19 protein-coding genes are annotated in these 21509 nt (G+C 63.5%); 1 reads left to right on the top strand and 18 read right to left on the bottom strand.

From position 1 onward, the window contains the following. Positions 1 to 66: 66 nt before the first annotated feature. From G5S42_RS19095 to ndk, 17 genes are all read right to left on the bottom strand, one after another. Positions 67 to 1953 carry a potassium transporter Kup gene (locus tag G5S42_RS19095; RefSeq protein ID WP_176108232.1) on the bottom strand — a complete coding sequence of 629 codons (1887 nt, stop codon included), beginning with the start codon at positions 1951 to 1953 and terminating at the stop codon, positions 67 to 69. Between the two features lie 234 nt (positions 1954 to 2187). Next, complete coding sequence (locus tag G5S42_RS19090) at positions 2188 to 2760, bottom strand: phosphoribosyltransferase (protein ID WP_013089770.1); 573 nt, start codon at positions 2758 to 2760, stop codon at positions 2188 to 2190. A gap of 18 nt (positions 2761 to 2778) precedes the next feature. Next, positions 2779 to 4125, bottom strand: a complete 1347-nt coding sequence (locus tag G5S42_RS19085; protein WP_176108231.1) for an adenylosuccinate synthase — start codon at positions 4123 to 4125, stop codon at positions 2779 to 2781. Positions 4126 to 4345: 220 nt separating this feature from the next. Continuing rightward, positions 4346 to 5497 carry an ATP phosphoribosyltransferase regulatory subunit gene (locus tag G5S42_RS19080; protein ID WP_176108230.1) on the bottom strand — a complete coding sequence of 384 codons (1152 nt, stop codon included), beginning with the start codon at positions 5495 to 5497 and terminating at the stop codon, positions 4346 to 4348. 219 nt (positions 5498 to 5716) lie between these two features. Continuing rightward, positions 5717 to 5908: a DUF2065 domain-containing protein gene (locus G5S42_RS19075; RefSeq protein ID WP_176108229.1), complete on the bottom strand. Its 192-nt coding sequence runs from the start codon at positions 5906 to 5908 to the stop codon at positions 5717 to 5719. Positions 5909 to 5951: 43 nt separating this feature from the next. Then, positions 5952 to 6857, bottom strand: coding sequence for a protease modulator HflC (gene hflC / locus G5S42_RS19070; RefSeq protein WP_176108228.1), 906 nt, complete (start codon positions 6855 to 6857; stop codon positions 5952 to 5954). Between the two features lie 15 nt (positions 6858 to 6872). After that, complete coding sequence (gene hflK / locus G5S42_RS19065) at positions 6873 to 8276, bottom strand: FtsH protease activity modulator HflK (protein ID WP_176108227.1); 1404 nt, start codon at positions 8274 to 8276, stop codon at positions 6873 to 6875. 49 nt (positions 8277 to 8325) lie between these two features. Beyond that, a complete protein-coding gene (gene hflX / locus G5S42_RS19060; protein WP_176108226.1) occupies positions 8326 to 9513 on the bottom strand; it encodes a GTPase HflX in 1188 nt (395 codons plus the stop codon). Positions 9514 to 9571: 58 nt separating this feature from the next. Then, complete coding sequence (gene hfq / locus G5S42_RS19055; protein WP_006051315.1) at positions 9572 to 9808, bottom strand: RNA chaperone Hfq; 237 nt, start codon at positions 9806 to 9808, stop codon at positions 9572 to 9574. Between the two features lie 175 nt (positions 9809 to 9983). Continuing rightward, positions 9984 to 11321 (bottom strand): ribosome biogenesis GTPase Der, encoded by a 1338-nt coding sequence (gene der / locus G5S42_RS19050; protein ID WP_013089777.1) that lies wholly within the window; start codon positions 11319 to 11321, stop codon positions 9984 to 9986. A 467-nt stretch (positions 11322 to 11788) separates the two neighbouring features. Further along, positions 11789 to 12934, bottom strand: coding sequence for an outer membrane protein assembly factor BamB (gene bamB / locus G5S42_RS19045; RefSeq protein ID WP_176108225.1), 1146 nt, complete (start codon positions 12932 to 12934; stop codon positions 11789 to 11791). A 78-nt stretch (positions 12935 to 13012) separates the two neighbouring features. Next, complete coding sequence (locus tag G5S42_RS19040; protein ID WP_176108224.1) at positions 13013 to 13642, bottom strand: YfgM family protein; 630 nt, start codon at positions 13640 to 13642, stop codon at positions 13013 to 13015. A gap of 66 nt (positions 13643 to 13708) precedes the next feature. After that, complete coding sequence (gene hisS, locus G5S42_RS19035; protein ID WP_176108223.1) at positions 13709 to 15049, bottom strand: histidine--tRNA ligase; 1341 nt, start codon at positions 15047 to 15049, stop codon at positions 13709 to 13711. Positions 15050 to 15070: 21 nt separating this feature from the next. Then, a complete protein-coding gene (ispG, locus tag G5S42_RS19030; protein ID WP_176108222.1) occupies positions 15071 to 16387 on the bottom strand; it encodes a flavodoxin-dependent (E)-4-hydroxy-3-methylbut-2-enyl-diphosphate synthase in 1317 nt (438 codons plus the stop codon). Between the two features lie 85 nt (positions 16388 to 16472). Beyond that, complete coding sequence (locus G5S42_RS19025; RefSeq protein ID WP_176108221.1) at positions 16473 to 17609, bottom strand: helix-turn-helix domain-containing protein; 1137 nt, start codon at positions 17607 to 17609, stop codon at positions 16473 to 16475. A gap of 213 nt (positions 17610 to 17822) precedes the next feature. After that, positions 17823 to 18974: a dual-specificity RNA methyltransferase RlmN gene (gene rlmN, locus G5S42_RS19020; RefSeq protein ID WP_176108220.1), complete on the bottom strand. Its 1152-nt coding sequence runs from the start codon at positions 18972 to 18974 to the stop codon at positions 17823 to 17825. Positions 18975 to 19192: 218 nt separating this feature from the next. Further along, positions 19193 to 19618: a nucleoside-diphosphate kinase gene (ndk, locus tag G5S42_RS19015; protein WP_008923116.1), complete on the bottom strand. Its 426-nt coding sequence runs from the start codon at positions 19616 to 19618 to the stop codon at positions 19193 to 19195. A 269-nt stretch (positions 19619 to 19887) separates the two neighbouring features. Here ndk and G5S42_RS19010 point away from each other — a divergent pair, with 269 nt between their 5' ends. Continuing rightward, positions 19888 to 20586, top strand: a complete 699-nt coding sequence (locus G5S42_RS19010) for a Bax inhibitor-1/YccA family protein (protein WP_018417558.1) — start codon at positions 19888 to 19890, stop codon at positions 20584 to 20586. Between the two features lie 145 nt (positions 20587 to 20731). Here G5S42_RS19010 and G5S42_RS19005 read toward each other — a convergent pair whose 3' ends face one another. Continuing rightward, positions 20732 to 21505, bottom strand: a complete 774-nt coding sequence (locus G5S42_RS19005) for an MBL fold metallo-hydrolase (RefSeq protein ID WP_176108219.1) — start codon at positions 21503 to 21505, stop codon at positions 20732 to 20734. Between the last annotated feature and the right edge of the window lie 4 nt (positions 21506 to 21509).

Here is a 21509-nt window from a genome sequence, read left to right as displayed (position 1 = left end):
ATGAATCAAAAGCCCACGCATTGCGTGGGCTTTTTGTTGGCGCTCCCGCACGTCACGCGCGGGCCGTCAAATCTCGATCTTAGTCCCCAGTTCCACGACCCGGTTAGCCGGGATGCTGAAGAAGTCGGTCGGCTTGGCGGCGTTCTGATGCATCCACGCGAACACACGCTCGCGCCACACCGACATGCCCGGCAATTGCGTCGGCACCACCGTTTCGCGCGCGAGGAAGAACGACGTGTCCATCAATTCGAACGTCATGTCGTGCGAGCGGCCGACGTCGAGCAGCACCGCCTTTACGTCGGGCGTTTCGTTAAAACCGTAGGCTGCCTTCACCAGCCACAGGCCGCCGTTCATGTCCTTCACGGTCACGCGATCGGAGTCTTTCACATACGGAATGTCGCGCGTGACGAAGGTCAGGAAGATCGTGCGCTCATGCAGCACCTTGTTGTGCTTCAGGTTATGCAGCAGGCTCACCGGCACCAGCGAATCGCTGCCGGTCAGATAGATCGCGGTGCCCGACACGCGATGCGGCGGATGCGCGAGCAGGCCTTGCAGGAACGGCATCAGCGGAATACCGTCGGCGGCCGTGCGTTCCTTCACGATCATCCTGCCCTTGAACCACGTCATCAGCAGGAAGAACAGCAAGCCGCCGATGCACAGCGGCAACCAGCCGCCCTCTTCGACCTTCAGCAGATTCGCGCCGAAAAAGCCGAGGTCGACCACCAGGAACACGCCGATGATGAGTCCGACGAGCAGTTTGTTCCAGTTCCACACCTTCACCATCACGACGCACGCGAGGATCGTCGTGATCACCATCGTTGCCGTCACCGCGATACCGTACGCGGCCGCCAGATTGTCGGAGCTCTTGAACGCGATCACGATGCAAAGGATGATGAACAGCAGCATCCAGTTCACGACCGGCACATAGATCTGCCCGATCGCGAGTTCGGACGTGTGCAGGACCTTCATGCGCGGCACGTAGCCGAGCTGGATCGCCTGGCTCGTCAGCGAGTACGCGCCCGAAATCACCGCCTGCGACGCGATCACCGTCGCAACCGTCGACAGCACGACGAGCGGCAACAGCGCCCAGTCCGGCGCGAGCAGGAAGAACGGATTTTCGATCGCCTTCGAGTCGTGCATCAGCAACGCGCCCTGGCCGAAGTAGTTCAGCACCAGCGACGGCATCACGAGCACGTACCACGCCATGCGGATCGGCTTCGCGCCGAAGTGGCCCATGTCCGCGTACAGCGCTTCGGCGCCGGTCAGGACCAGCACGACCGAGCCGAGCACCACGTAGGCCTGCAGCACGTGCGCGGCCATGAAGGTGTACGCGTAGTACGGATTGAGCGCGCGGATCACGTTCGGCGACTGCATGATGTGCCACAGGCCGAGCAAGGCAAGCACGAGGAACCACAGCATCATGATCGGCCCGAACAGACGGCCGACCGTGGCCGTGCCGTGCCGCTGGATCCAGAACAGCACGATCAGGATCACGATGGTCAGCGGAATCACCAGATGCGACAGATGCGGCGCGGCGATTTCCAGACCTTCGACCGCCGAGATCACCGAGATCGCTGGCGTGATCACCGCGTCGCCGTAAAACATGCAGGCGCCGAAGATGCCGAGCATCATCAGCAGGCCGGCCATTTTCGATTTCTGATCGGCCGAGCGCAACGCCAGCGCCATCAGCGCGAGGACGCCGCCCTCGCCGTTGTTGTCGGCGCGCATCACGAACAGCACGTACTTGACGCCGACTACGATCATGATTGCCCAGAACAGCAGCGAGATCACGCCCAGGATCGACTGATCGGTCAACGGGATACCGTGCGACGGGCTGAAGGCTTCCTTCAGCGAGTACAACGGACTCGTACCGATGTCGCCGAACACCACTCCGATCGCGGCAATCGCAAGGGAAGGAAGCGGCTGTTTGTGTTCGTGGTTGTTATCTGTCATGGACGCGAGGAAATCCGTTCCCGGGCGGAAAAAACGCCCGCTATTTTAAACTGCCCATCCGGTACCGCCCGGCTTGTTGTGGATACGCCACGTGGATGTCCGCGCAGTGTAGCACTGCGATATGGACGCGTCTGCCGCGGGGCGGGCGTCCCAGCGCGGCGTGTGGGGCGCATAAAAAACGGAGCCCGACTGGGCTCCGTTCTGTGACACCGCGATGCCGCGCGCGGCCTTGCGTTAATTGCCCGACGCCTCCTCGGCCTGGGCAATGCCGCGCTTGATCCACGCGCCGAGATTATGCGGACGCACCGTGTCCCACTCCTCGAACGGCTGATGAATCCACGGGTTGGTCGGCAGATACTGCACGTGATAATCGGGCTTAACCTTCGAGCAGCCCTTGTACCACAGCACCGCTGATCGCACCGCAGTGATGGCCGGATAGCGTTCCTTCAGATGCTGCTGCACGCGCGCGAGCGTGACACCCGAATCGACGAGGTCGTCGACGAGCAGCACGTTGCCGTGCAGTTCGCCGCGCGTCATCGTGATGTATTGCGCGATGTCGAGTTCGCCCTGCTGCGTGCCGGCCGCCTCGCGATACGAGCTCGTTGCGAGAATGGCCAGCGGCAGATCGTAGATGCGCGACAGCTGGTCGCCGACGCGCAGACCGCCGCGCGCGAGGCACAAGATCTTGTCGAACTTCCAGCCCGATTCGTGCACGGCAAGTGCGAGCACCTCGATCAGCCGGTGATATTCGTCCCAGCCGACCCACAGGTTCTTGTCGTCGTTACGCGGATCTTTCATCGCGATCATCGGTACACCTTGCATCACTTAAACCTTGAACGGATGACGCAGCAGAATCGTTTCGTCGCGATCCGGACCGGTGGACACCATGTCGATCGGAATGCCCGCGACTTCCTGCACGCGCGTCAGGTACGCACGCGCGTTGGCGGGCAGCTTGTCCCATTCCTTGATGCCGACCGTGCTTTCCTTCCAGCCCGCGAAGGTTTCGTAGACCGGTACGCAGCGCGCGACTTCCGTCGCGCCGCGCGGCAGCAGATCGACGTTCTGTCCGTCGACCGTATAGCCGACGCACAGCTTCACCTCGTCGAGACCGTCGAGCACGTCGAGCTTGGTCATGCACAGACCCGTCACGCCGTTGATCTGGATCGAGCGGCGCAGCGCCGAGACGTCGAGCCAGCCGGTGCGGCGCGGACGGCCGGTGACCGAGCCGAATTCCTTGCCGACGGTGGCGAGTTCGAGGCCGATCGGGTCTTGACGCGAGGTATTGTCCGCATCGTACAGTTCGCTCGGGAACGGGCCCGAACCAACACGCGTGCAGTACGCCTTGGTGATGCCGAGGATGTAGTTGAGCTTCTGCGGACCGACGCCCGCGCCCGCTGTCGCGGCACCCGCCACGCAGTTGCTCGACGTGACGAACGGATAGGTGCCGTGGTCGATGTCGAGCAGCGTGCCCTGCGCGCCTTCGAACAGCAGATTGCCGCCGTTTGCGTTGACGTCGTACAGGCGGCGCGACACGTCGGTGACCATCGGCTTCAGACGGTCGGCGTAGCTCAGCATCGTGTCGAGCGTTTGCTGGAAGTCGACCGCGGCTGCACCGAGGTACTGCGTGAGCACGAAGTTGTGGTAGTCGAGGTTTTCGCGCAGACGCTCGGCGAAGGCTGACGCGTCGAACAGGTCCTGCACGCGCAGGCCGCGGCGCGCGACCTTGTCTTCATATGCCGGGCCGATGCCGCGGCCGGTCGTGCCGATCTTGCTCGCGCCGCGGCGCGCTTCGCGGCCCTGGTCGATCGCGATGTGATACGGCAGGATCAGCGTGGTGGCTTCGGAAATGAACAGACGCTTCTGGACGTCGATGCCGGCGGCTTCGAGTTCGCCGATTTCCTTGAACAGCGCTTCCGGCGACAACACGACGCCATTGCCGATATAGCACGCGACGCCGGCATGCATGATGCCCGACGGAATCAGACGCAAGATGGTTTTCTTGCCGCCGATGATAAGCGTGTGACCGGCATTGTGACCGCCCTGGAAGCGAACGACGCCCTGAGCGTGGTCCGTCAGCCAGTCGACGATCTTGCCCTTGCCCTCATCACCCCATTGGGTACCCACGACGACGACGTTGCGCCCGGGGTTCACATTCACTGCGCTGGCAGACATGTTGTTTCGTAAGCTGGTTAAAAACGTATTTTACCTAGGTTCGCGGAAGCTTCCGGAATTTTTCCGTTTCCGCTCAACGGTATGCACGTTATGTTGAGTATTGCGAGGGATGCGCGGCCGCGAAAAGTCGCTCGACCGCGCCCGGTTCGGGCGATGGTTGCACCGCCCTGTAGCGAGCGCCGGAAACCTGTTCCCGGCGGAGTCGATCGGAACGCGCGGCTCAAGCGCGCGGTTCGACCACCCATGCGCCATTGCGCTCGACCAGCACGCGGTCGAACGCGAATTCATCGAGATCGTGCTTGTGGCCAGGCAGCGCCTGGATCACCACTTCGCCACCGTCACGCAATGCCGCGACCGCCACGCGCAACGCCTCGTCGTGCCGCCACGGCGCGAGGATCGCGCTGCTGCGCGCTTCGATCGGCGAGATCCGCGCGACTTCACGCAGATCCAGCGAAAAGCCGGTTGCTGCGCGGGCGCGGCCATAGGCCTGGCCGACGTGGTCGTAACGGCCGCCGCGCGCCACCGCGTTCGGCACGCCGTCCACGTAAGCGGAGAACATCACGCCACTGTGGTACGCGTAGCCGCGCAGATCGGCGAGGTCGATCATCACTTCGGCGCCGTCGACCTGGCTGGCGAGGAACGCGAGGTCGTCGAGCGCGCGGGCGATCGCCGGCGAATTCGGCAGACGCGCGCGGGCCTCTTCGAGCACCGAAGCGTCGCCGTACAAAGTGGGCAGCGCGCGCAGCGCATCGCGAATCACCGGCGAGAATTGTGCGGTCATCTCGACGAGGCGCGGCACGTCCTTGCCGGCCAGTGCGTCGTAGAGCGCCTGGCCGAGTTCCTCGGCGGCCGGCTCGGCTTCGATCAGCGCCGCCAGCACGCCCGCGTGACACAGGTCCAGACGCACCTTCGCGAGGCCGGCGAGACGCAGTGCGTCGAGCATCAGCTGCTGGATTTCGAGGTCCGCTTCGAGGCCCGCGTGGCCGTAGATTTCCGCACCGATCTGGATCTGCTCACGCGTCGCATGCAGGCCGCGCGGCCGCGTATGCGCGACATTGCCCGCGTAGCAAAGACGCGTGACGCCCTGGCGGTTCAGCAGATGCGCGTCGATACGCGCGACCTGCGGCGTGATGTCGGCGCGCAGACCGAGCGTGCGGCCCGACAGTTGATCGACGAGCTTGAAAGTGCGCAGATTCAGGTCCTGCCCACCGCCCGTCAGCAACGACTCGAGGTATTCGAGCAGCGGCGGCATCACCATCTCGTAGCCGTACGAGCGGAAACGGTCCAGCAAATGACGCCGCAATTCTTCGATCTTGCGGGCCTCCGACGGCAGCACGTCGGCGATATTCTCAGGAAGCAACCAGGTCGACATCGATACAGTCCTACGGCGTTGAACACGGCGTCTTGTAGCGCCGATGAATGAGTGTGAATGGCGTATAGCGGCTTGATTCTGGCGGCTGTCACCGACGCTCGGGCGGCGTTTTGCGGCTCGCGCGCGACGCGCTGCGGCCTGACCGGAACAGTCGGCGTTTCGCTCGGGCGGGTGAAACACGCCGCGGCACGCAGCGTTCGTCAGACAAGCAAGCCGGCTTCAGGTCGCGATGAACAGCAGAACCAGCCCGAGCAACATCACGATGAGACCACCGACACGAATCTGATGCGCCGGTCGTTCCGCTATTTTACGGAACGTGTCGCGCCAGGCGCTCGGAAAAACGAACGGAAACATCCCCTCGATAATCAGCATCAGCGCGATCGCGAGCAATAACGAGCCAGCTATGTCCATGCGAGTGAAGCGGCCGCGATGCGGATGCCGCGGCCTTCGGTAATCAGCGTTTGTGCGCAGCAGGCGCGGAAGCGTCCGGGGCGACGCCGCCGGTCGGGCTACGCATGAAGCGGAAGAACTCGCTACTGGAGTCGACCACGATCAGATCGCCCGGTTTGAAGGTCTTCCGGTACGCCTGCATGCTTTGATAAAACTGATAGAACTGCGGGTCCTTGCCGAACGCTTCGGCGGCGATCTCCGCGGCCTTCGCATCGCCTTCGCCGCGAATGCCTTGGGCCTGGGCGAGGCCGTCGGCGAGCACCGCCTGCTGCTTCGCGAGCGCGTCAGCGCGGATCTGGTTCGCTTCGGCGGCGCCCTTCGCGCGCTCGTCCGCTGCGACCTGCTGGCGCGCGGCGATCATGCGCTTGAACACCGAGTCGGCCACCGCCGCCGGGAAATCGACGCGCGTGAGCTGCACATCCACGACCGACACGCCGAGCGATGCCGCGCTCTTGTCCATCGCACCGCGCGCCTCTTCGGCGACCGCCTGCTGTTTCGCGAGCGCGTCGGATAGTGTGAACTTGCCGAACGCGTCGCCGAGCGCGCCGCGCGACAGCAGCGCGAGCCGGTCGGGCAGGCTCTGCGGATCGCCTTTCGTCTCGGCGATCAGCTTCAGCGGATCGGTCACACGGAACTTGACGACCGGGTTGACCAGCAGATCGGTTTTGTCCGACGTGACGTAATGATCTTCGTCGGGTGCGTCGAGCGACTGGATGCGATTGTCGACGAAAGTCACCGTTTGCAACGGCGGCGGCAGCTTCACGTGCAGCCCTGGGCCGAGCAGCGTGGGCACGGCGTCGCCGCGCGCGGACAGCACCGCCATATGCCGTTGATCGACGACGAACACCATCGACGATGCCGCGAACAGCACGATGACGACGGCGACGACGAGCGCAATGATTCGGTTCATATTCTCGTGCGCTCCTTATTGAACGTCTTCTTCGCGCATGCGATTGCGGAACGCTTCGCGCGAACGCAGCGACGCGGCGCTCGGCCGGCTCGCCGGCGCAGGCGCGGAAGCGGCGGGGCCGGATGCGCCCTCGGCGGCGGAGCCCGCCGCGGCACCGGTCTCAGCGGCCGACGCAGCCGACGGCGCAGCCGCGCTCGCCGCTTGTGGCGCGCCCGCGACAGCCGGACCCGAAGCGGCGGCACCCGCGGCCGCGGCCTGACGCTCGCGGTTCTGCTCGACGAGCCTGTCGAGCGGCAGATACAGCACGTTGTTGCCGTTTTTCGCGTCGACGAACACCTTGGTCGCGTTCGCGTAAATCTGCTGCATGGTTTCCATGTACAGGCGGAAGCGCACGAGGGCCGGCGCCTTCTCGTATTGCGCGTAGACCTGCTTGAAGCGCTCGGCCTCGGCCTGCGCCTGCGCGACCGTGCTCTGGCTGTAGGTCTTGGCTTCCTGGACCTGACGATCGACGTCGGCTTGCGCGCGCGGCACGAGCTCGGCGGCATAAGCCTGCGCATCGCGTTTCGCGCGTTCGTTTTCGTCGTGCACCTTCGCAGCGTCGGCGAACGCGGGTTGCACCTGCTCGGGCACCTGCACGCTCTGAATCGTCACACCCGTGACTCCGAGACCGGACTGATACTGATCGAGCGATTGCTGGATCGACGCGATCAGCTGCTGGCGCAGTGTTTCGTGATCCTGATCGAGAATATCGCTGGTGCTGTGCGCTCCGACGATGCCGCGCACCGCCGCCTGCGCGGCATGCATCACGCTCTGATCCGGATCGACGCTGCGAAACAGAAAGTCGTTGGGCTTACGCACCTGGTACTGCACGGCGAAGCGCACGTCGACGATGTCGCCGTCGTGCGTGAGCATCGATGAATCCTTCACGTTGGCGAGACGCACCACGTTGCTACGGCCGATCTCGACCTGGCGGATCTGGCCGACGTTGACGAACTCGTGGGACTCGAACGGATACGGCAGACGCCAGTGCACGCCCTGCGCCGCGGTATAGCGATACTTGCCGAACTGCAGCACGACGGCCGCCTGGCCATCCTGTACGACGAACACGCCGCTGCCGAGATAGATTGCGATCAGCACGCCGATTACGATGCCGACGCCGAGGCGAGCGCCGCGGCCGTTGTCCGGACGGCCGCCGCCGACACCGCCGCCCTTGCGCCCGAAAATCCGGGACAGACGGCGATTGAAATCGCGCCACATTTCGTCGAGATCGGGCGGACCCTCACCGTCGCGTCCCGGTCGCTTCGGATCGTTCGGCCGTTGCCGGTCGCCGTTGCCGTCGCCCCGGCCCCAACGCGGATCGTTCAGTGAAAGCAAGGCGCGCATACGCAGCCAGATACTCCGCTCGTTGTAATCGTTCACCTGTGTTCGTTCATCAGAGTAGACAGCGGGTCAGTGCAATTGGAACGGGTCAGTGCCCGAGTTCTGGAATCTTGTGGTCTTCGCGCAGTTGCGCCGAGCGGTCATCTTGCGACGCATCGAGCGGCATCTCGGCAAGCGGTTCGGCTGTAGCGATTTCAGCGATGGCAGCGCGCAACGCATCCAGCCCCTGCCCGGTGCGCGCGCTCAAAAAGACGCGCGAAATATTACCATACTCGTCCCGCTCGACCGCGTCCCCACGGGCTGCCAGCTCTGGCACCGCATCTATTTTGTTGAACACGAGCACCTGGCGGATCGTGTCCGCGCCGATCGCGTGCAACACCTCGTTCACCTGATCGATCTGATCGAGCCGCACCGCGCTCGATGCATCGACGACATGCAGCAACAGGTCGGCGTGAATGGTTTCCTCGAGCGTCGCGCGAAACGCCGCGACGAGCTGATGCGGCAGTTCGCGGATGAAACCGACGGTATCGGACACCACTACCTGCCCCGCTTCGTCGCCGAGATACACGCGCCGCGAGGTGGTATCGAGCGTCGCGAACAATTGGTCGGCGGCATACGCCTGCGCCTTGGTAAGAGCGTTGAAGAGCGTCGATTTCCCAGCGTTCGTATAGCCGACGAGCGACACCGACATCGTCTGGTTGCGATTACGCGCGCGACGCTGCGTGCCGTGCTGGCGGCGCAGCTTGTCGAGGCGGATCTTCAGTGCCTTGATGCGCTCGCCGATCAGCCGGCGGTCGGTTTCGAGCTGCGTTTCACCCGGACCGCGCAAACCGATACCGCCCTTCTGACGTTCGAGGTGGGTCCACGCGCGAATCAGCCGGGTCGACAGATATTGCAGCTGCGCGAGCTCGACCTGCAGCTTGCCTTCGTGGCTGCGTGCGCGCTGCGCAAAAATGTCGAGGATCAGACTGGTGCGATCGACCACGCGCCGATTAAGCGCCCGCTCCAGATTGCGCTGCTGCGCAGGCGCCAGAGCATGGTTGAAGATCACGAGTTCGATGTCGTTCGCTTCACAGGCAAGGCGCAATTCTTCAGCCTTGCCGCTGCCGACGAACATCTTCGCGTCGGGACTGGAACGGCGTCCGGTGAGGGTGACTACGGGGTTCGCGCCCGCGCTTTGCGCGAGCAGGCTGAGTTCTTCGAGACTGGCTTCGAAATCGATCTTGCCGAAGTCGATGCCAACGAGCGCTGCATTGATCAAATTGGAGGGTATCAAAATGACGCGACCGGGAGCGAATCGCCAACGGGCGACGCTGTGCCGGCCGCGGCGAGGGTTAGGACTGTTCGGAATCCGGGTGGAAATTCACCGGACGGGCCGGCACGACCGTCGAAATCGCGTGCTTGTAGACCATCTGGGTGACCGTATTCCGGAGCAACACGACGTACTGGTCGAACGATTCGATGTTCCCTTGAAGCTTGATGCCGTTGACCAGGTAGATCGACACCGGCACATGCTCTTTACGCAGTGCGTTCAAAAACGGGTCTTGTAACAATTGCCCTTTGTTGCTCATAGCAAACTCCGTATTTTTTTGCAGGTTGACTGAATTGACGACGAAGAAAAAGAGATCCGCCGCCAACCGCTACACTATAGCTGATTTTCATTTCGACGCGCGGGCCCGGGACCACCGGCCAAACCCAGCATACATGCGGGTTTCAGCCCAGGTTTAAGACCAGCTTCAGCCTGCTTCAGCCTTTGTCCGCGTAAGGGTTCGTCGACGATCTGAACTCTATTCGCAATGGAGTTCCCGTCAGCTTGAAAGTTTCCCGGAAGCGATTTTCGAGGTACCGCTTATACGTGTCGGTGATCGCGTCGAGCGCATTGCCGTGAATCACGATAATCGGCGGATTCTGCCCGCCCTGGTGTGCATAACGCAGCTTCGGACGCACCGGACCGCGGCGGCGCGGCTGCTGGAACTCGACCGCCTCGATCAGCGCGCGCGTCAGCTTCGGCGTCGGCAGCTTCGACATCGCGGCCGTGTAAGCGTCGTCGACCGAACGCATCAGCGGCCCAATCCCGGTTTTTTCCGCGGCGGAAATAAAATGGAATTTGGCGAAGTCCAGGAATTTTAGTTTGCGTTCGAGGTCGGCTTTGGTGCGCTCGCGCACATGCGGATCGAGACCGTCCCATTTGTTCACGCCAACCACCAGAGCGCGGCCCTGCTCGACGACGAAGCCAGCGATGTGCGCATCCTGATCCGAGATGTCCTGACGCGCGTCGAGCAGCAGAATCACGACGTTCGCATCGGAAATCGACTGCAGCGTCTTCACGACCGAGAACTTTTCGATCGCCTCGAACACCTTGCCGCGGCGGCGCAGGCCGGCCGTGTCGATCAGCGTATACGGCTTGCCGTTACGTTCGAAATCGACGTAGATCGAGTCGCGCGTAGTGCCGGGCATGTCGAACGCGATCACGCGCTCTTCGCCGACCAGCGCATTGATCAGCGTCGACTTGCCGACGTTCGGCCGCCCGACGATCGCGATCTTCACGCCGCGCGCTTCCTTGTCTTCCTCGCTCTCTTCCGGCTGACCGGCATACGCGACTTCGAGCGCCTCGTTGATCATGTCGGTGACGCCGTCGCCGTGCGCGGCCGAGATCGCGCGCGGGTCGCCGAGGCCGAGTTCGTAGAAGTCGGCTGCGACGTTGGTGTACTTCATCCCCTCGGCCTTGTTGACGACGAGGAAGATGGGCCGGCCGACCTTGCGCAGATAGTCGGCGATCGACTTGTCCTGCGGGGCGAGCCCGTTGCGGCCATCGACGATGAACACGACGACGTCCGACTCCTCGACCGCCTGGCGGGTCTGGCGCGCCATCTCGTGCAGGATGCCGTCCTTCGCGACAGGCTCGAAGCCGCCGGTATCGACTACCAGATAAGGCCGCTCGCCGGTGCGTCCTTCGCCGTAGTGGCGATCGCGCGTGAGACCGGGCAGGTCGGCAACCAGCGCATCACGCGAACGCGTAAGGCGGTTAAACAGCGTGGATTTCCCCACATTGGGGCGCCCAACGAGGGCAATAACGGGTTTCATCTGATGTTGTTCACGGTGAAACGCGGGATCGCAATCGATCGCGCGCTTAGCGACGCCAGGCAGCCGCCACGCGGCGGCGTTTTGACGAAATTATCACGAATTCAGCCTGCTCCGGATGCGCAATCGACACGCGCATCCAGGCGGACGGGAGTGGCTGCACAGACGCCACCGGGGGTCGCCTGCTTCAGACCGGGCTGCTCGGCGGCCGACGCTCGTGCGCGAGTGCTTCCGGGGTTCGCAAAGCCGCCGACCAAGCGCACGCACCGCCTTCGATGCCGGCGGGCGCAGCTTCGATCCGACTTGCCGGACCAGCCCGTCCGGCGATTTTTCTATTGAGCCTGCCCGATCACGCCACGGACGGAGTGGCAACCCGAGGCAGGAGCCGTGCGCCAAGGCCCACGCAGACTTCAACTAAAAAGCGCGCGGCCGGCAAAGCCGGCCTGCGCGCCTGACACCATCTATAGCGATCAGCGCGGACGATAGCCGAACAGGCCGCCATCGCGCGTCTGGATGACCAGCGTGTCGCCTGCCAGCACCGGTGCGGCGGTAATCGCGCTACCGTCGGTCTTGACCCGCGCGACGAGCGTGCCGTCGGCGGTCGACAGGAAATGCACGAAGCCCTTGTAGTCACCGAACACGGCCGCGCGGCCGAGCAGCATCGGCACGCTCAGTTCGCGGTTCTTCAGCGCCTCGTTCTTCCACAGCACCGAACCGTTGTTCACGTCGAACGCGGACACGACCGACCAGTCGTCGGCGGCGACCACGCTGCGCTCATCCTGCGCGAGGCCGCTCGTGCTCGAGAACGGCTTGCCCCACAGCGCGCGGCCCGAGTTCGCGTCGAAACAGCCAATCTGGCCCTGGAACGTCACCGCGCAGGTCTCCGAACCCACCAGCGTCGGCGGGCCGGTCACGTCGTTGATACGCTCGACCTCGGTCACGCCCTTCGGATACGACACCGGCGTCTGCCAGTAGGCGTCGCCCGTCTGCAGGTTGATAGCGGCGAACGAACCGCCCGGGAAGCCAGCCAGCACGGCCGCGTCGCCCGCGAACGTCATGCCCGATGACACGCGCAGGTTCAACGGCACCGCGCGGTTGCGGAAGTTCCACTTCTGCTCGCCGGTTTGCGCGTTGAACGCGACGATCTGGCCGTCGATCGTGCGCACGACCACGAGGCCGTTGCCGACGAGCGGCGGCGAAATGATCTCGCCCGGCGCCTTCGCGGTCCACAGCTCCTTGCCGTCCGCGCCGAGCACGTATACGTCGCCCTTCAGGCCGCCGACCGCGGTGAGCGTGCCATCGCTGCCGACGCCCGCCGACAGATCGTCATGCAGCTTGACGCGCCACACGTCCTTGCCGGTTTGCGCGTCGATCTTGGCGACCGTGCCGTTCGTGCCGGCAGCGTACACGGCATTGCCGACGGCAACCGGCGAGAACATGTAGCGGCCCGCCTTGCCGACGCTCGCCGACCAGGACTGCTGCACGTCGAGAACGGGTTTGAACTCGGTGAGCGGCGTCGGCACACGGCGCTCGTCTTTCGTGGACGAGCAAGCCGCCAGCGTGAGAACGGTCATCGCACAGATAACGGGCACGGCGTAACGTTTCAGCAGATTCATCGGTGGACGAAGCATTCAGGAAATGGATTAAGGGAGACCGTCTTGCGGTCGTGGCTCGCGGCGCGCCGCGCGGGACGCTCAGCCGCCAAGCGCATCCAGCTTGAACTGGATCAGCTGGCGCGCCGAACTGTCGCTCTTCGACAGCGAGTCGAGCGCGAGCTTGTAGGCCGCGCGCGCGTCGTCGCGCTTGCCTTGGGCGGCGAGCAGGTCGCCGCGGCGGTCCGCCACGACGCCCTTGAAGGCATCGGATTGCGGCTCCGCCAGAAGCGCGAGCCCCTGGTCGTACGCCTTGTCGTCGAGCAGCAGCGATGCCATGCGCAGCTTCGCGATCTGCTTGAACTCGTCATCTTTCGCGTGATCGATCGCCCATTGCAGCTGCGCCTTCGCGCCGGCTTCGTCGCCAGCGGTGTAGAGCGCCTTGGCGGCGCCGAGCGCGGTCATCTGAGCGTAGGCGGTGCGGCCGAACTTGTCTTCCATGTCGGCGGCGACGCGCGCGATCTGCGCCTTGTCGCCCGCTGCCGTGGCTTGTTGAACCTGGTCATACAGCACCGCGGCTTCCGCGGCCTGGCGACGCTGCCAGAAATTCCAGCCATTCCAGCTCGCGCCTGCCAACAACACCACCAGCACGATCCACGTGGTCGCATTGCCCCACTGCTGCCACCATGCCTTCAGACTTTCAATCGATTCTTGTTCGTCGTGGTAACTCATTGCCCGGCGATTTCCTCATTCTTGCTACGTGTGCGTGTCGAGCCAGCCGGCTCGACGACATCGCGATCAGTCGTCGCCGTCTTCGGCGGATGCAACCATCGCATTGATTAGATATTCGGTCAAGTCTTCGGCGGGCACGTTCTGTTGCTCGTTCTTACCGCCATGGGCCTGGGTATCGCGCAGCGGTTTCACGCCGACCGTGCCATTGGCGATCTCGTCCTCGCCAAGCACGACCGCAAACGCGGCGCCGCTCGCATCGGCGCGCTTCATCTGCGACTTGAAGCTTGCATACTGACCGTCCGCGCTGCAATGCAGGATCACGTCGAGACCGGTATCGCGCAGACGCTCGGCGATGATGAAAGCCTGCTCGCGCGCGGCGTCGCCCTGATGGACCACGTACACGTCGCAACCTTCGTCTTCCGGCACGAGCTGCTCTTCCTTCAGCAACTCGAGAATCCGCTCGATGCCCATCGCCCAGCCGCACGCAGCGGTCGGCTTGCCACCGAGCTGCTCGATCAGGGGATCGTAGCGGCCGCCCGCCGCGACCGTGCCTTGCGCGCCGAGCTTGTCGGTCACCCACTCGAACACGGTCAGATTGTAGTAATCGAGACCGCGCACGAGACGCGGATTGATCGTAAACGGAAGGTTGTTCGCCTTCAGAAGACGCTGCAGACCTTCGAAGTGCGCGCGCGATTCTTCGCCGAGAAAGTCGATCAGCTTGGGCGCGTTTTGCGCGACTTCCTGCAGCGCGGGATTCTTCGTATCGAGCACGCGCAGCGGGTTCGTATAGAGACGGCGCTTCGCGTCTTCGTCGAGCACGTCCATGTGCTTCTCGAGGTATGCGATCAGTTCGACACGATGCGCGGCTCGCTCTTCAGCGAGGCCCAGCGAGTTGATTTCGAGCTTGATGCCGGTCAAGCCGAGGTCGTCCCACAGACGCTGGCACATCATGATAATTTCCGCGTCCGCATCCGGACCCGCGAAGCCGAGCGCCTCGACACCGACCTGGTGGAACTGGCGATAACGGCCGCGCTGCGGACGCTCGTGACGGAACATCGGCCCGATGTACCACAGGCGCTTCGGGCCGTCGTACAGCATGTTGTGCTCGATCGACGCGCGCACCACCGCCGCCGTGTTTTCCGGGCGCATCGTCAGGTTTTCGCCGTTCAATGCGTCGGTGAAGCTGTACATCTCTTTTTCGACGATGTCGGTCACTTCGCCGATACCGCGCGTGAACAGCTGCGTATGCTCGACGATCGGCGTGCGGATATTCTGATATCCATACGAACGCAGCATCGACTTGACGGTGGTTTCGAAAAATTCCCAGAGCCCGGCTTCCTGCGGAAGGATGTCGTTCATGCCCTTCACGCCGGAAAGCTTCTCGAGCTTTTTCTTCTGTTCAGTCATCTGTGTTTCGATTGCCGGTATTTAGTTGAGCGCTTCGGCGCGGCCATAGCGGCGCTCGACGTAGTCGCTCACGATTTGCTGGAATTCTTGCGCGATGTTTTCGCCGCGCAGCGTCTTCACTTTCTCGCCGTCGATGAACACCGGCGCGGCCGGGTTCTCGCCCGAGCCCGGCAGGCTGATGCCGATATTCGCCTGCTTCGACTCGCCCGGACCATTGACGATGCAGCCCATCACCGCGACGTGCATCTGCTCGACGCCGGGATACTGGTCACGCCACACCGGCATCTGCTGACGCAGATAGGTCTGGATCTGCGACGCCAGTTCCTGGAACAGCGTGCTCGTGGTGCGGCCGCAGCCTGGGCAAGCGATCACCATCGGCGTGAACGAGCGCAGGCCCATTGTCTGCAGGATTTCCTGACCGACGATCACTTCGCCGGTGCGCGAGGCGCCCGGTTCCGGAGTCAGCGAGATACGGATCGTGTCGCCGATGCCCTGCTGCAGCAAAACCGACAGCGCTGCGGTCGACGCGACGATGCCCTTCGAGCCCATGCCTGCTTCGGTCAGGCCCAGATGCAGCGCGAAATCGCAACGGCGCGCGAGTTCGCGGTACACCGCGATCAGATCCTGCACGCCGCTGACCTTGCACGACAGGATGATCTGGTCGCGCCCGAGGCCGAGTTCGACCGCGCGTTCCGCCGAGCCGATCGCGGACTGGATCAGCGCTTCGTACATCACGCTTTGCGCTTCCCACGGAGTAGCGCGCGAGCCGTTTTCGTCCATCATCTTGGCGAGCAGGTCCTGGTCGAGGCTGCCCCAGTTCACGCCGATGCGCACCGGTTTGTCGTATTTGACCGCCGCCTCGATCATCTGCGCGAATTGCGTGTCGCGCTTCGCGCCGTGCCCGACGTTGCCCGGATTGATCCGGTATTTCGACAGCGATTCCGCACAGCCCGGATAGTCGCGCAGCAGCAGATGGCCGTTGTAATGGAAGTCGCCGACGAGCGGCACCATCACGCCCATGCGGTCGAGTTGCTCGCGGATAGCCGGCACGGCCGCCGCCGCTTCCGGCGTATTCACGGTGATACGCACCAGTTCCGAACCGGCTTGCGCCAGCTCCTTGATCTGGATAGCGGTGCCGATGGCGTCGGCGGTGTCGGTGTTGGTCATCGACTGCACGCGCACCGGCGCATCGCCGCCGATGGTCACGAGCTGGCCGCCCCAGCGGACGTTGACCGCATGCGATTTGCGCCGCATCGCGGGGCCGCCGAACACCGGCTCGTCTGAAACGATCTTGCTACAGGATTGGGATTGAGCTTCGGTTTGCATCGAAAAACCCATTTACGCCGCACGCGCTATGCAAAAACGCAGCGCCTCAATTGAAAAAGCGCCGCGGACCGGTTGGCCGCGGCGCGTACCGTATCTGTCAAGGCAGCGCAAACCGCGCCACATTGCCCTTGGCTGCCGCATATTTCGACGGATCGACCGGCTGGCCGTCGAGCGTCACCGACTCGAGACCCGCCTTGTTGCCGACCGTCACCTTGAACGGGCCGGCGCCCGTCACTTCCTTCGGATCGCCAGCATGCACGAGGCCGGAGAACAATTCCTTGCCGTTTTTGTCACGCACGCTGAACCAGCTGTCCTGCGTCACCCGCAGCGCGACGACCGACTCGCCGGGCGCTGGCGCAACCGCCGGTGCCGACGCGTTCGCCACGACCACCGGTGCACTTGGGCTCTCCATGGCGGCCTGTGCCTGCGCCTGCGAGCCGGCCTTCGCTGCCGCTGCCGCCGGCGCCGGCGTTGCCGCTGTATTCGCAGCCGGGGCCGAGCCCGGCGCGGTGCCGGTGGCAAGCGGTGCGGGCATCGGCGTTGCCGACGCAGACGCCGCATTATCCGCGCTCCCCGCGTTGTCCGCCGTGGCCGCCGCGTCCGGCGCCGATGCGCCTTCCGCCGTCGCCGGGCCTTGCGCGACTGGGCCCGACGCCGCCGTGTCGCTGCTCGTCGAACTATTTGCGCTGGCCTTCAGCCGCGCGAGCCACGCGGAGGAATCGCCGCCGTTAGTGCGCCACATGCCGAGCGCGATGACCGCGACGACGATCGCCGCAATGCCCCAGAGCCACGAACGGCTCTTGTGTCCGCTATCGCCGAGCGACAGCGAAACCTTGCCGCGGGGCAGATCCTTGCCGGATGACGCGGGCATCGACAGATTCGGCGCCGGCACTCCTCTTTCGCGACGCAGCGCCGCCGTAAAAGGCGCCGGATCGGCGCCGAGCATTTTCGCGTAGCTGCGCACGACGCCGAGTGCGAACGTCGTGTCCGGCAGATGGCTAATGTCGCCCGCTTCGAGCGCGCTCAGCTTGACGACCGACACCTTCAGCCGCGCCGACACGTCCTCGATCGCCCAGCCTTTCGACTCGCGCAACTGGGTCAAGCGCGCGCCAACCGCTGCCAACGAATCGAGGGCCGGCTGCACGACCGGCTGGACCACTGCCCTTGCAACGGGTGCCGGATGGCCGTCGTTCGTGTCTGTCTCGTGCGGCTGCGGGTGCTGCGGCTCACTCATCCCAAATCCTTTCGCGTCGATTCTTTTAATCGTGCGACTGGACGGGCTCGAGCCTCACGTCCAAATCGCAGACCGTTTATAACAAAATGTGCGGCTTTGTGTGCCGCTCCCGATCGATTCTGCAAACTTTCTTTTCAACCGCCGGTGGCATCAGGGCATTTTTGCGTTCGCAGTGCTTTCCACCGAACGCCGACGCCCTGCTGCCCCACGCGATTACACGGCGCGAACCTCGATCACCTTCGCCGCCTTCCCGGTGCGCTCAGCAAGACGCGTGCGGTCTTTCACCGCGCCGGCCAGCTGACCGCAGGCAGCATCGATATCGTCGCCGCGGGTTTTGCGCACGGTGGTGACGACGCCTGCGTCGATCAACACCTGCGCAAACCGCTTGATCTGTTCCGGTTTCGAGCGGATGAGGCCCGATTCGGGAAACGGATTGAACGGAATCAGATTGAACTTGCACGGCACGCTGCGCGTGACGGCGAGCAGCTCGCGTGCGTGCGCCTCACTGTCGTTCACGCCATCGAGCATGCAATATTCGAACGTAATGAAATCGCGCGGCGCGACTTTCAGGTAGCGCTCGCACGCCGCCATCAGTTCGCGCAGCGGATACTTTTTGTTGAGCGGCACCAGCACGTCGCGCAGCGCGTCGTTCGACGCATGCAGCGACACCGCGAGCGCCACGGGCAAGTCCGCGCCAAGCCGGTCCATCATCGGCACGACGCCCGACGTGGACAACGTGACGCGCCGGCGCGACAGGCCGTACGCATTGTCGTCGAGCATCAGACGCATGGCTGGCACGACCGCGTCGTAATTGAGCAGCGGCTCGCCCATCCCCATCATCACGACGTTCGTGACGACGCGCTCGCCCTTGCCGTCGCCGCCCATCGCGCGGCCGCCGGCATCGCCACGCGACGCGCGCAGCGCAAACTCGGCCATGCGCAACTGGCCGATGATTTCGCCGGTGGTGAGATTGCGGGAGAACCCCTGCTTGCCGGTCGAGCAGAATCGGCAGTTGACCGCACACCCCGCCTGCGACGACACACATAGCGTTCCGCGCGTTTCTTCGGGTATGTACACGGTTTCAACGGCGTTGCCATTACCGACATCGATCAGCCACTTGCGTGTGCCGTCCGACGAAATATGATCGCTGACGACGCCAGGCATTGTGATCGTGGCGCGCCCTTTGAGCTTTTCGCGCAATGACTTCGCGAGATCGGTCATGCCGTCGAAGTCGGCAGCGTTGTATTGGTGAATCCAGCGCTGCAATTGCTTGGCGCGAAACGGTTTCTCGCCCAGGCTGTCGCAATAGGCGACGAGCCCTTGGGCGTCGAGGTCGAGAAGGTTGACGGAGGGACTGCTCGTCATATCGAATCCTGCCATTTCAGTGCGAGACTACGTTCATGCAACAAGCTGCATGAACGCCGTGCCGTTCGCGCCCATTCCTGCTGCTTTTACCTTACTACTTTTGCCGTGCACCGCGCGCGATCCATGCGATAAAACAATTCGACCGCACGAAACGCGCCACGCGAAAGACGGCTTGCGATACGCGACTGAGGTCACTGCCCGACCTCAGCGCGAGGCGCTCAACGCGAGTAGACGTTGACTTGGGGGAAGAAGAAAGCGATTTCGACCGCAGCCGTTTCCGGCCCGTCCGAACCGTGCACCGCGTTGGCGTCGATGCTGTCGGCGAAGTCGGCACGGATCGTGCCCTTTTCTGCCTTCTTCGGGTCCGTCGCACCCATCAGGTCACGGTGCTTCAGGATCGCGTTTTCGCCTTCCAGCGCCTGCACAACCACCGGACCCGAGATCATGAATTCGACGAGGTCCTTGAAGAACGGACGTGCTGCGTGCACAGCGTAGAACTTCTCGGCGTCAGCACGCGACAGATGAACCATGCGCGATGCCACGATCTTCAGGCCAGCGTTTTCGAAACGGGTATAGATCTGGCCGATCACGTTTTTGGCCACTGCGTCCGGCTTGATAATCGACAGGGTGCGCTCGATCGCCATAAAAACTCCAAAAAATTAAGAGGTTACAGATTTAAATGAATCCGCTATTGTAGCATGTTCTCGTGTATCATTGCGATTGAACCCTTACAGACTTGAAAGGATCGAAGCAACGGGTGCAAAATACTGGTAGCGTAGGCCATAGGGGCGACTGGAGGGTATTGAAACTCCGTGCCGCCGCGCTAATCTTACGGATGAACGGTGCGCCCGCCGGCGCTTCGCAAATTTCCGTATCACCATCACGAAACACGCTTCCGAGGTAAGGAGAGACCATGAACGAACATCCATATATGTTTGGCCGCAACGGCGCGGTCAGTACGGTCGAAACACGCAACCGCGTGCTACGGAATACCTACTGGCTGCTCGCGTTGTCGATGATCCCAACGGTGCTCGGCGCCTGGGTCGGTCTTGCCACCGGCTTCTCGCTGTTTGCCGCCACCAGTCCCGCCATGAGCATGCTGGCGTTCTTCGCGATCGCGTTCGGCTTCATGTTCGCGATTCAGCGCACCAAGGACAGCGCCGTCGGCGTATTCGTACTGCTCGGCTTCACGTTCTTCATGGGGCTGATGCTGTCGCGCATTCTCGCGTTCGTGCTCGGCTTCTCGAACGGCCCGTCGCTGATCATGCTCGCGTTTGGTGGCACTGGTGTGATCTTCGCGGCCATGGCGACCATCGCCACGGTCAGCAAACGCGACTTCTCGGGCCTCGGCAAATGGCTCTTCATGGGCGTGATCGTGATCCTGCTGGCTTCGGTCGCGAACGTGTTCCTGCAACTGCCGGCACTGATGCTGACGGTTTCGGTCATGGCAATCGTGATCTTTTCCGCCTACATCATGTTCGACGTGCAGCGCGTCGTGAACGGCGGTGAGACGAACTACATCACCGCGACGCTAGCGATCTACCTGGATCTGTATAACGTGTTCGTGAACCTGCTTGCGCTGCTCGGCATTTTCGGCGGCAACCGCAATTAAGCTTGACCGGTCGCGAGGCGTGCCCTGCGCCGCCTCGACGCTCAAAGCAAAAGCCCATAACGATTGTTCGTTATGGGCTTTTTTCATTACCTGATCAGCTGACACACGCTGCGCGGCGCAACGGGAAGCCAGCCCCGCACCGCAGTCACAGAGTCAACCACCCGAAACCTTCGCTCTGCGACGCAACCACCACCTCGGTGGGAGCCGCGCCAACCACGCCCGCCAGCGCCGCCTGCGCGAGTTCCGGCAGATTGTTCTGCTGGCTCAGATGCGCGGCGACCAGATGCCGCAAACGCGAGCGGTCGAGCGACGCCAGGATTTCAGCCGCCGCGTCGTTGTTCAGATGCCCGTGATTGCCGCCGATACGCGCCTTCAGCGACGGCGGATAACGACTGCCCGCGAGCATCTGCACGTCGTGATTGCATTCGAGCACGAGTGCGTCACAACCACTCAGCACCGCGCTGATATGCGGGGTGGACGTGCCAACGTCGGTGAGCACGCCGAGCCGGCGCGCGCCGTTCGAGAACACGTATTGCAACGGTTCGCGAGCGTCGTGCGGAACGGTATAAGGGAGAACGCTGAGCTCGCCGATTGCTACCGCCTCGTCGCCCCACAGCACCTGCAGGTCGACATCGGTTTCGTCGGCGCCCACCGCGCGCGCGGTGCCCCAGCTCATGTACAGCGGAATCGACCACTTGCGCGCCAGCGTCAATGCGCTGCCGATGTGATCGCTATGTTCATGCGTAATCAGGATCGCATCGAGATGCTCGGCGCTCGCGCCGAGCCGCGCGAGACGCCGCTCGACTTCGCGCCCGGAAAACCCGCAGTCGAGCAGCACGCGCGTGGTGCTCGCGCCGCTGTGCGCTTCCACCAGCAGCGCGTTGCCTTCACTGCCGCTGCCGAGACTTGCGAAGCGCACGACC

Origin of the sequence: Paraburkholderia youngii (genome assembly GCF_013366925.1) — a bacterium.
GTDB classification, from domain to species: Bacteria; Pseudomonadota; Gammaproteobacteria; order Burkholderiales; family Burkholderiaceae; genus Paraburkholderia; species Paraburkholderia youngii.
Note: the sequence above shows the minus strand (reverse complement) of the source record. Positions and strands in the feature narration are given on the sequence as shown.

Bases quoted from the DNA above. Each gene is read 5' to 3' on its own strand.
- G5S42_RS19010 (WP_018417558.1), top strand. From the start codon at position 19,888: ATGAACGAACATCCATATATGTTTGGCCGCAACGGCGCGGTCAGTACG.
- G5S42_RS19095 (WP_176108232.1), bottom strand. From the start codon at position 1,953: ATGACAGATAACAACCACGAACACAAACAGCCGCTTCCTTCCCTTGCG.
- hfq (WP_006051315.1), bottom strand. From the start codon at position 9,808: ATGAGCAACAAAGGGCAATTGTTACAAGACCCGTTTTTGAACGCACTG.
- bamB (WP_176108225.1), bottom strand. From the start codon at position 12,934: ATGAATCTGCTGAAACGTTACGCCGTGCCCGTTATCTGTGCGATGACC.
- rlmN (WP_176108220.1), bottom strand. From the start codon at position 18,974: ATGACGAGCAGTCCCTCCGTCAACCTTCTCGACCTCGACGCCCAAGGG.
- hflC (WP_176108228.1), bottom strand. From the start codon at position 6,857: ATGAACCGAATCATTGCGCTCGTCGTCGCCGTCGTCATCGTGCTGTTC.
- G5S42_RS19085 (WP_176108231.1), bottom strand. From the start codon at position 4,125: ATGTCTGCCAGCGCAGTGAATGTGAACCCCGGGCGCAACGTCGTCGTC.
- der (WP_013089777.1), bottom strand. From the start codon at position 11,321: ATGAAACCCGTTATTGCCCTCGTTGGGCGCCCCAATGTGGGGAAATCC.
- G5S42_RS19025 (WP_176108221.1), bottom strand. From the start codon at position 17,609: ATGAGTGAGCCGCAGCACCCGCAGCCGCACGAGACAGACACGAACGAC.
- G5S42_RS19040 (WP_176108224.1), bottom strand. From the start codon at position 13,642: ATGAGTTACCACGACGAACAAGAATCGATTGAAAGTCTGAAGGCATGG.
- G5S42_RS19080 (WP_176108230.1), bottom strand. From the start codon at position 5,497: ATGTCGACCTGGTTGCTTCCTGAGAATATCGCCGACGTGCTGCCGTCG.
- ispG (WP_176108222.1), bottom strand. From the start codon at position 16,387: ATGGGTTTTTCGATGCAAACCGAAGCTCAATCCCAATCCTGTAGCAAG.
- G5S42_RS19090 (WP_013089770.1), bottom strand. From the start codon at position 2,760: ATGATCGCGATGAAAGATCCGCGTAACGACGACAAGAACCTGTGGGTC.
- G5S42_RS19075 (WP_176108229.1), bottom strand. From the start codon at position 5,908: ATGGACATAGCTGGCTCGTTATTGCTCGCGATCGCGCTGATGCTGATT.
- hisS (WP_176108223.1), bottom strand. From the start codon at position 15,049: ATGACTGAACAGAAGAAAAAGCTCGAGAAGCTTTCCGGCGTGAAGGGC.
- ndk (WP_008923116.1), bottom strand. From the start codon at position 19,618: ATGGCGATCGAGCGCACCCTGTCGATTATCAAGCCGGACGCAGTGGCC.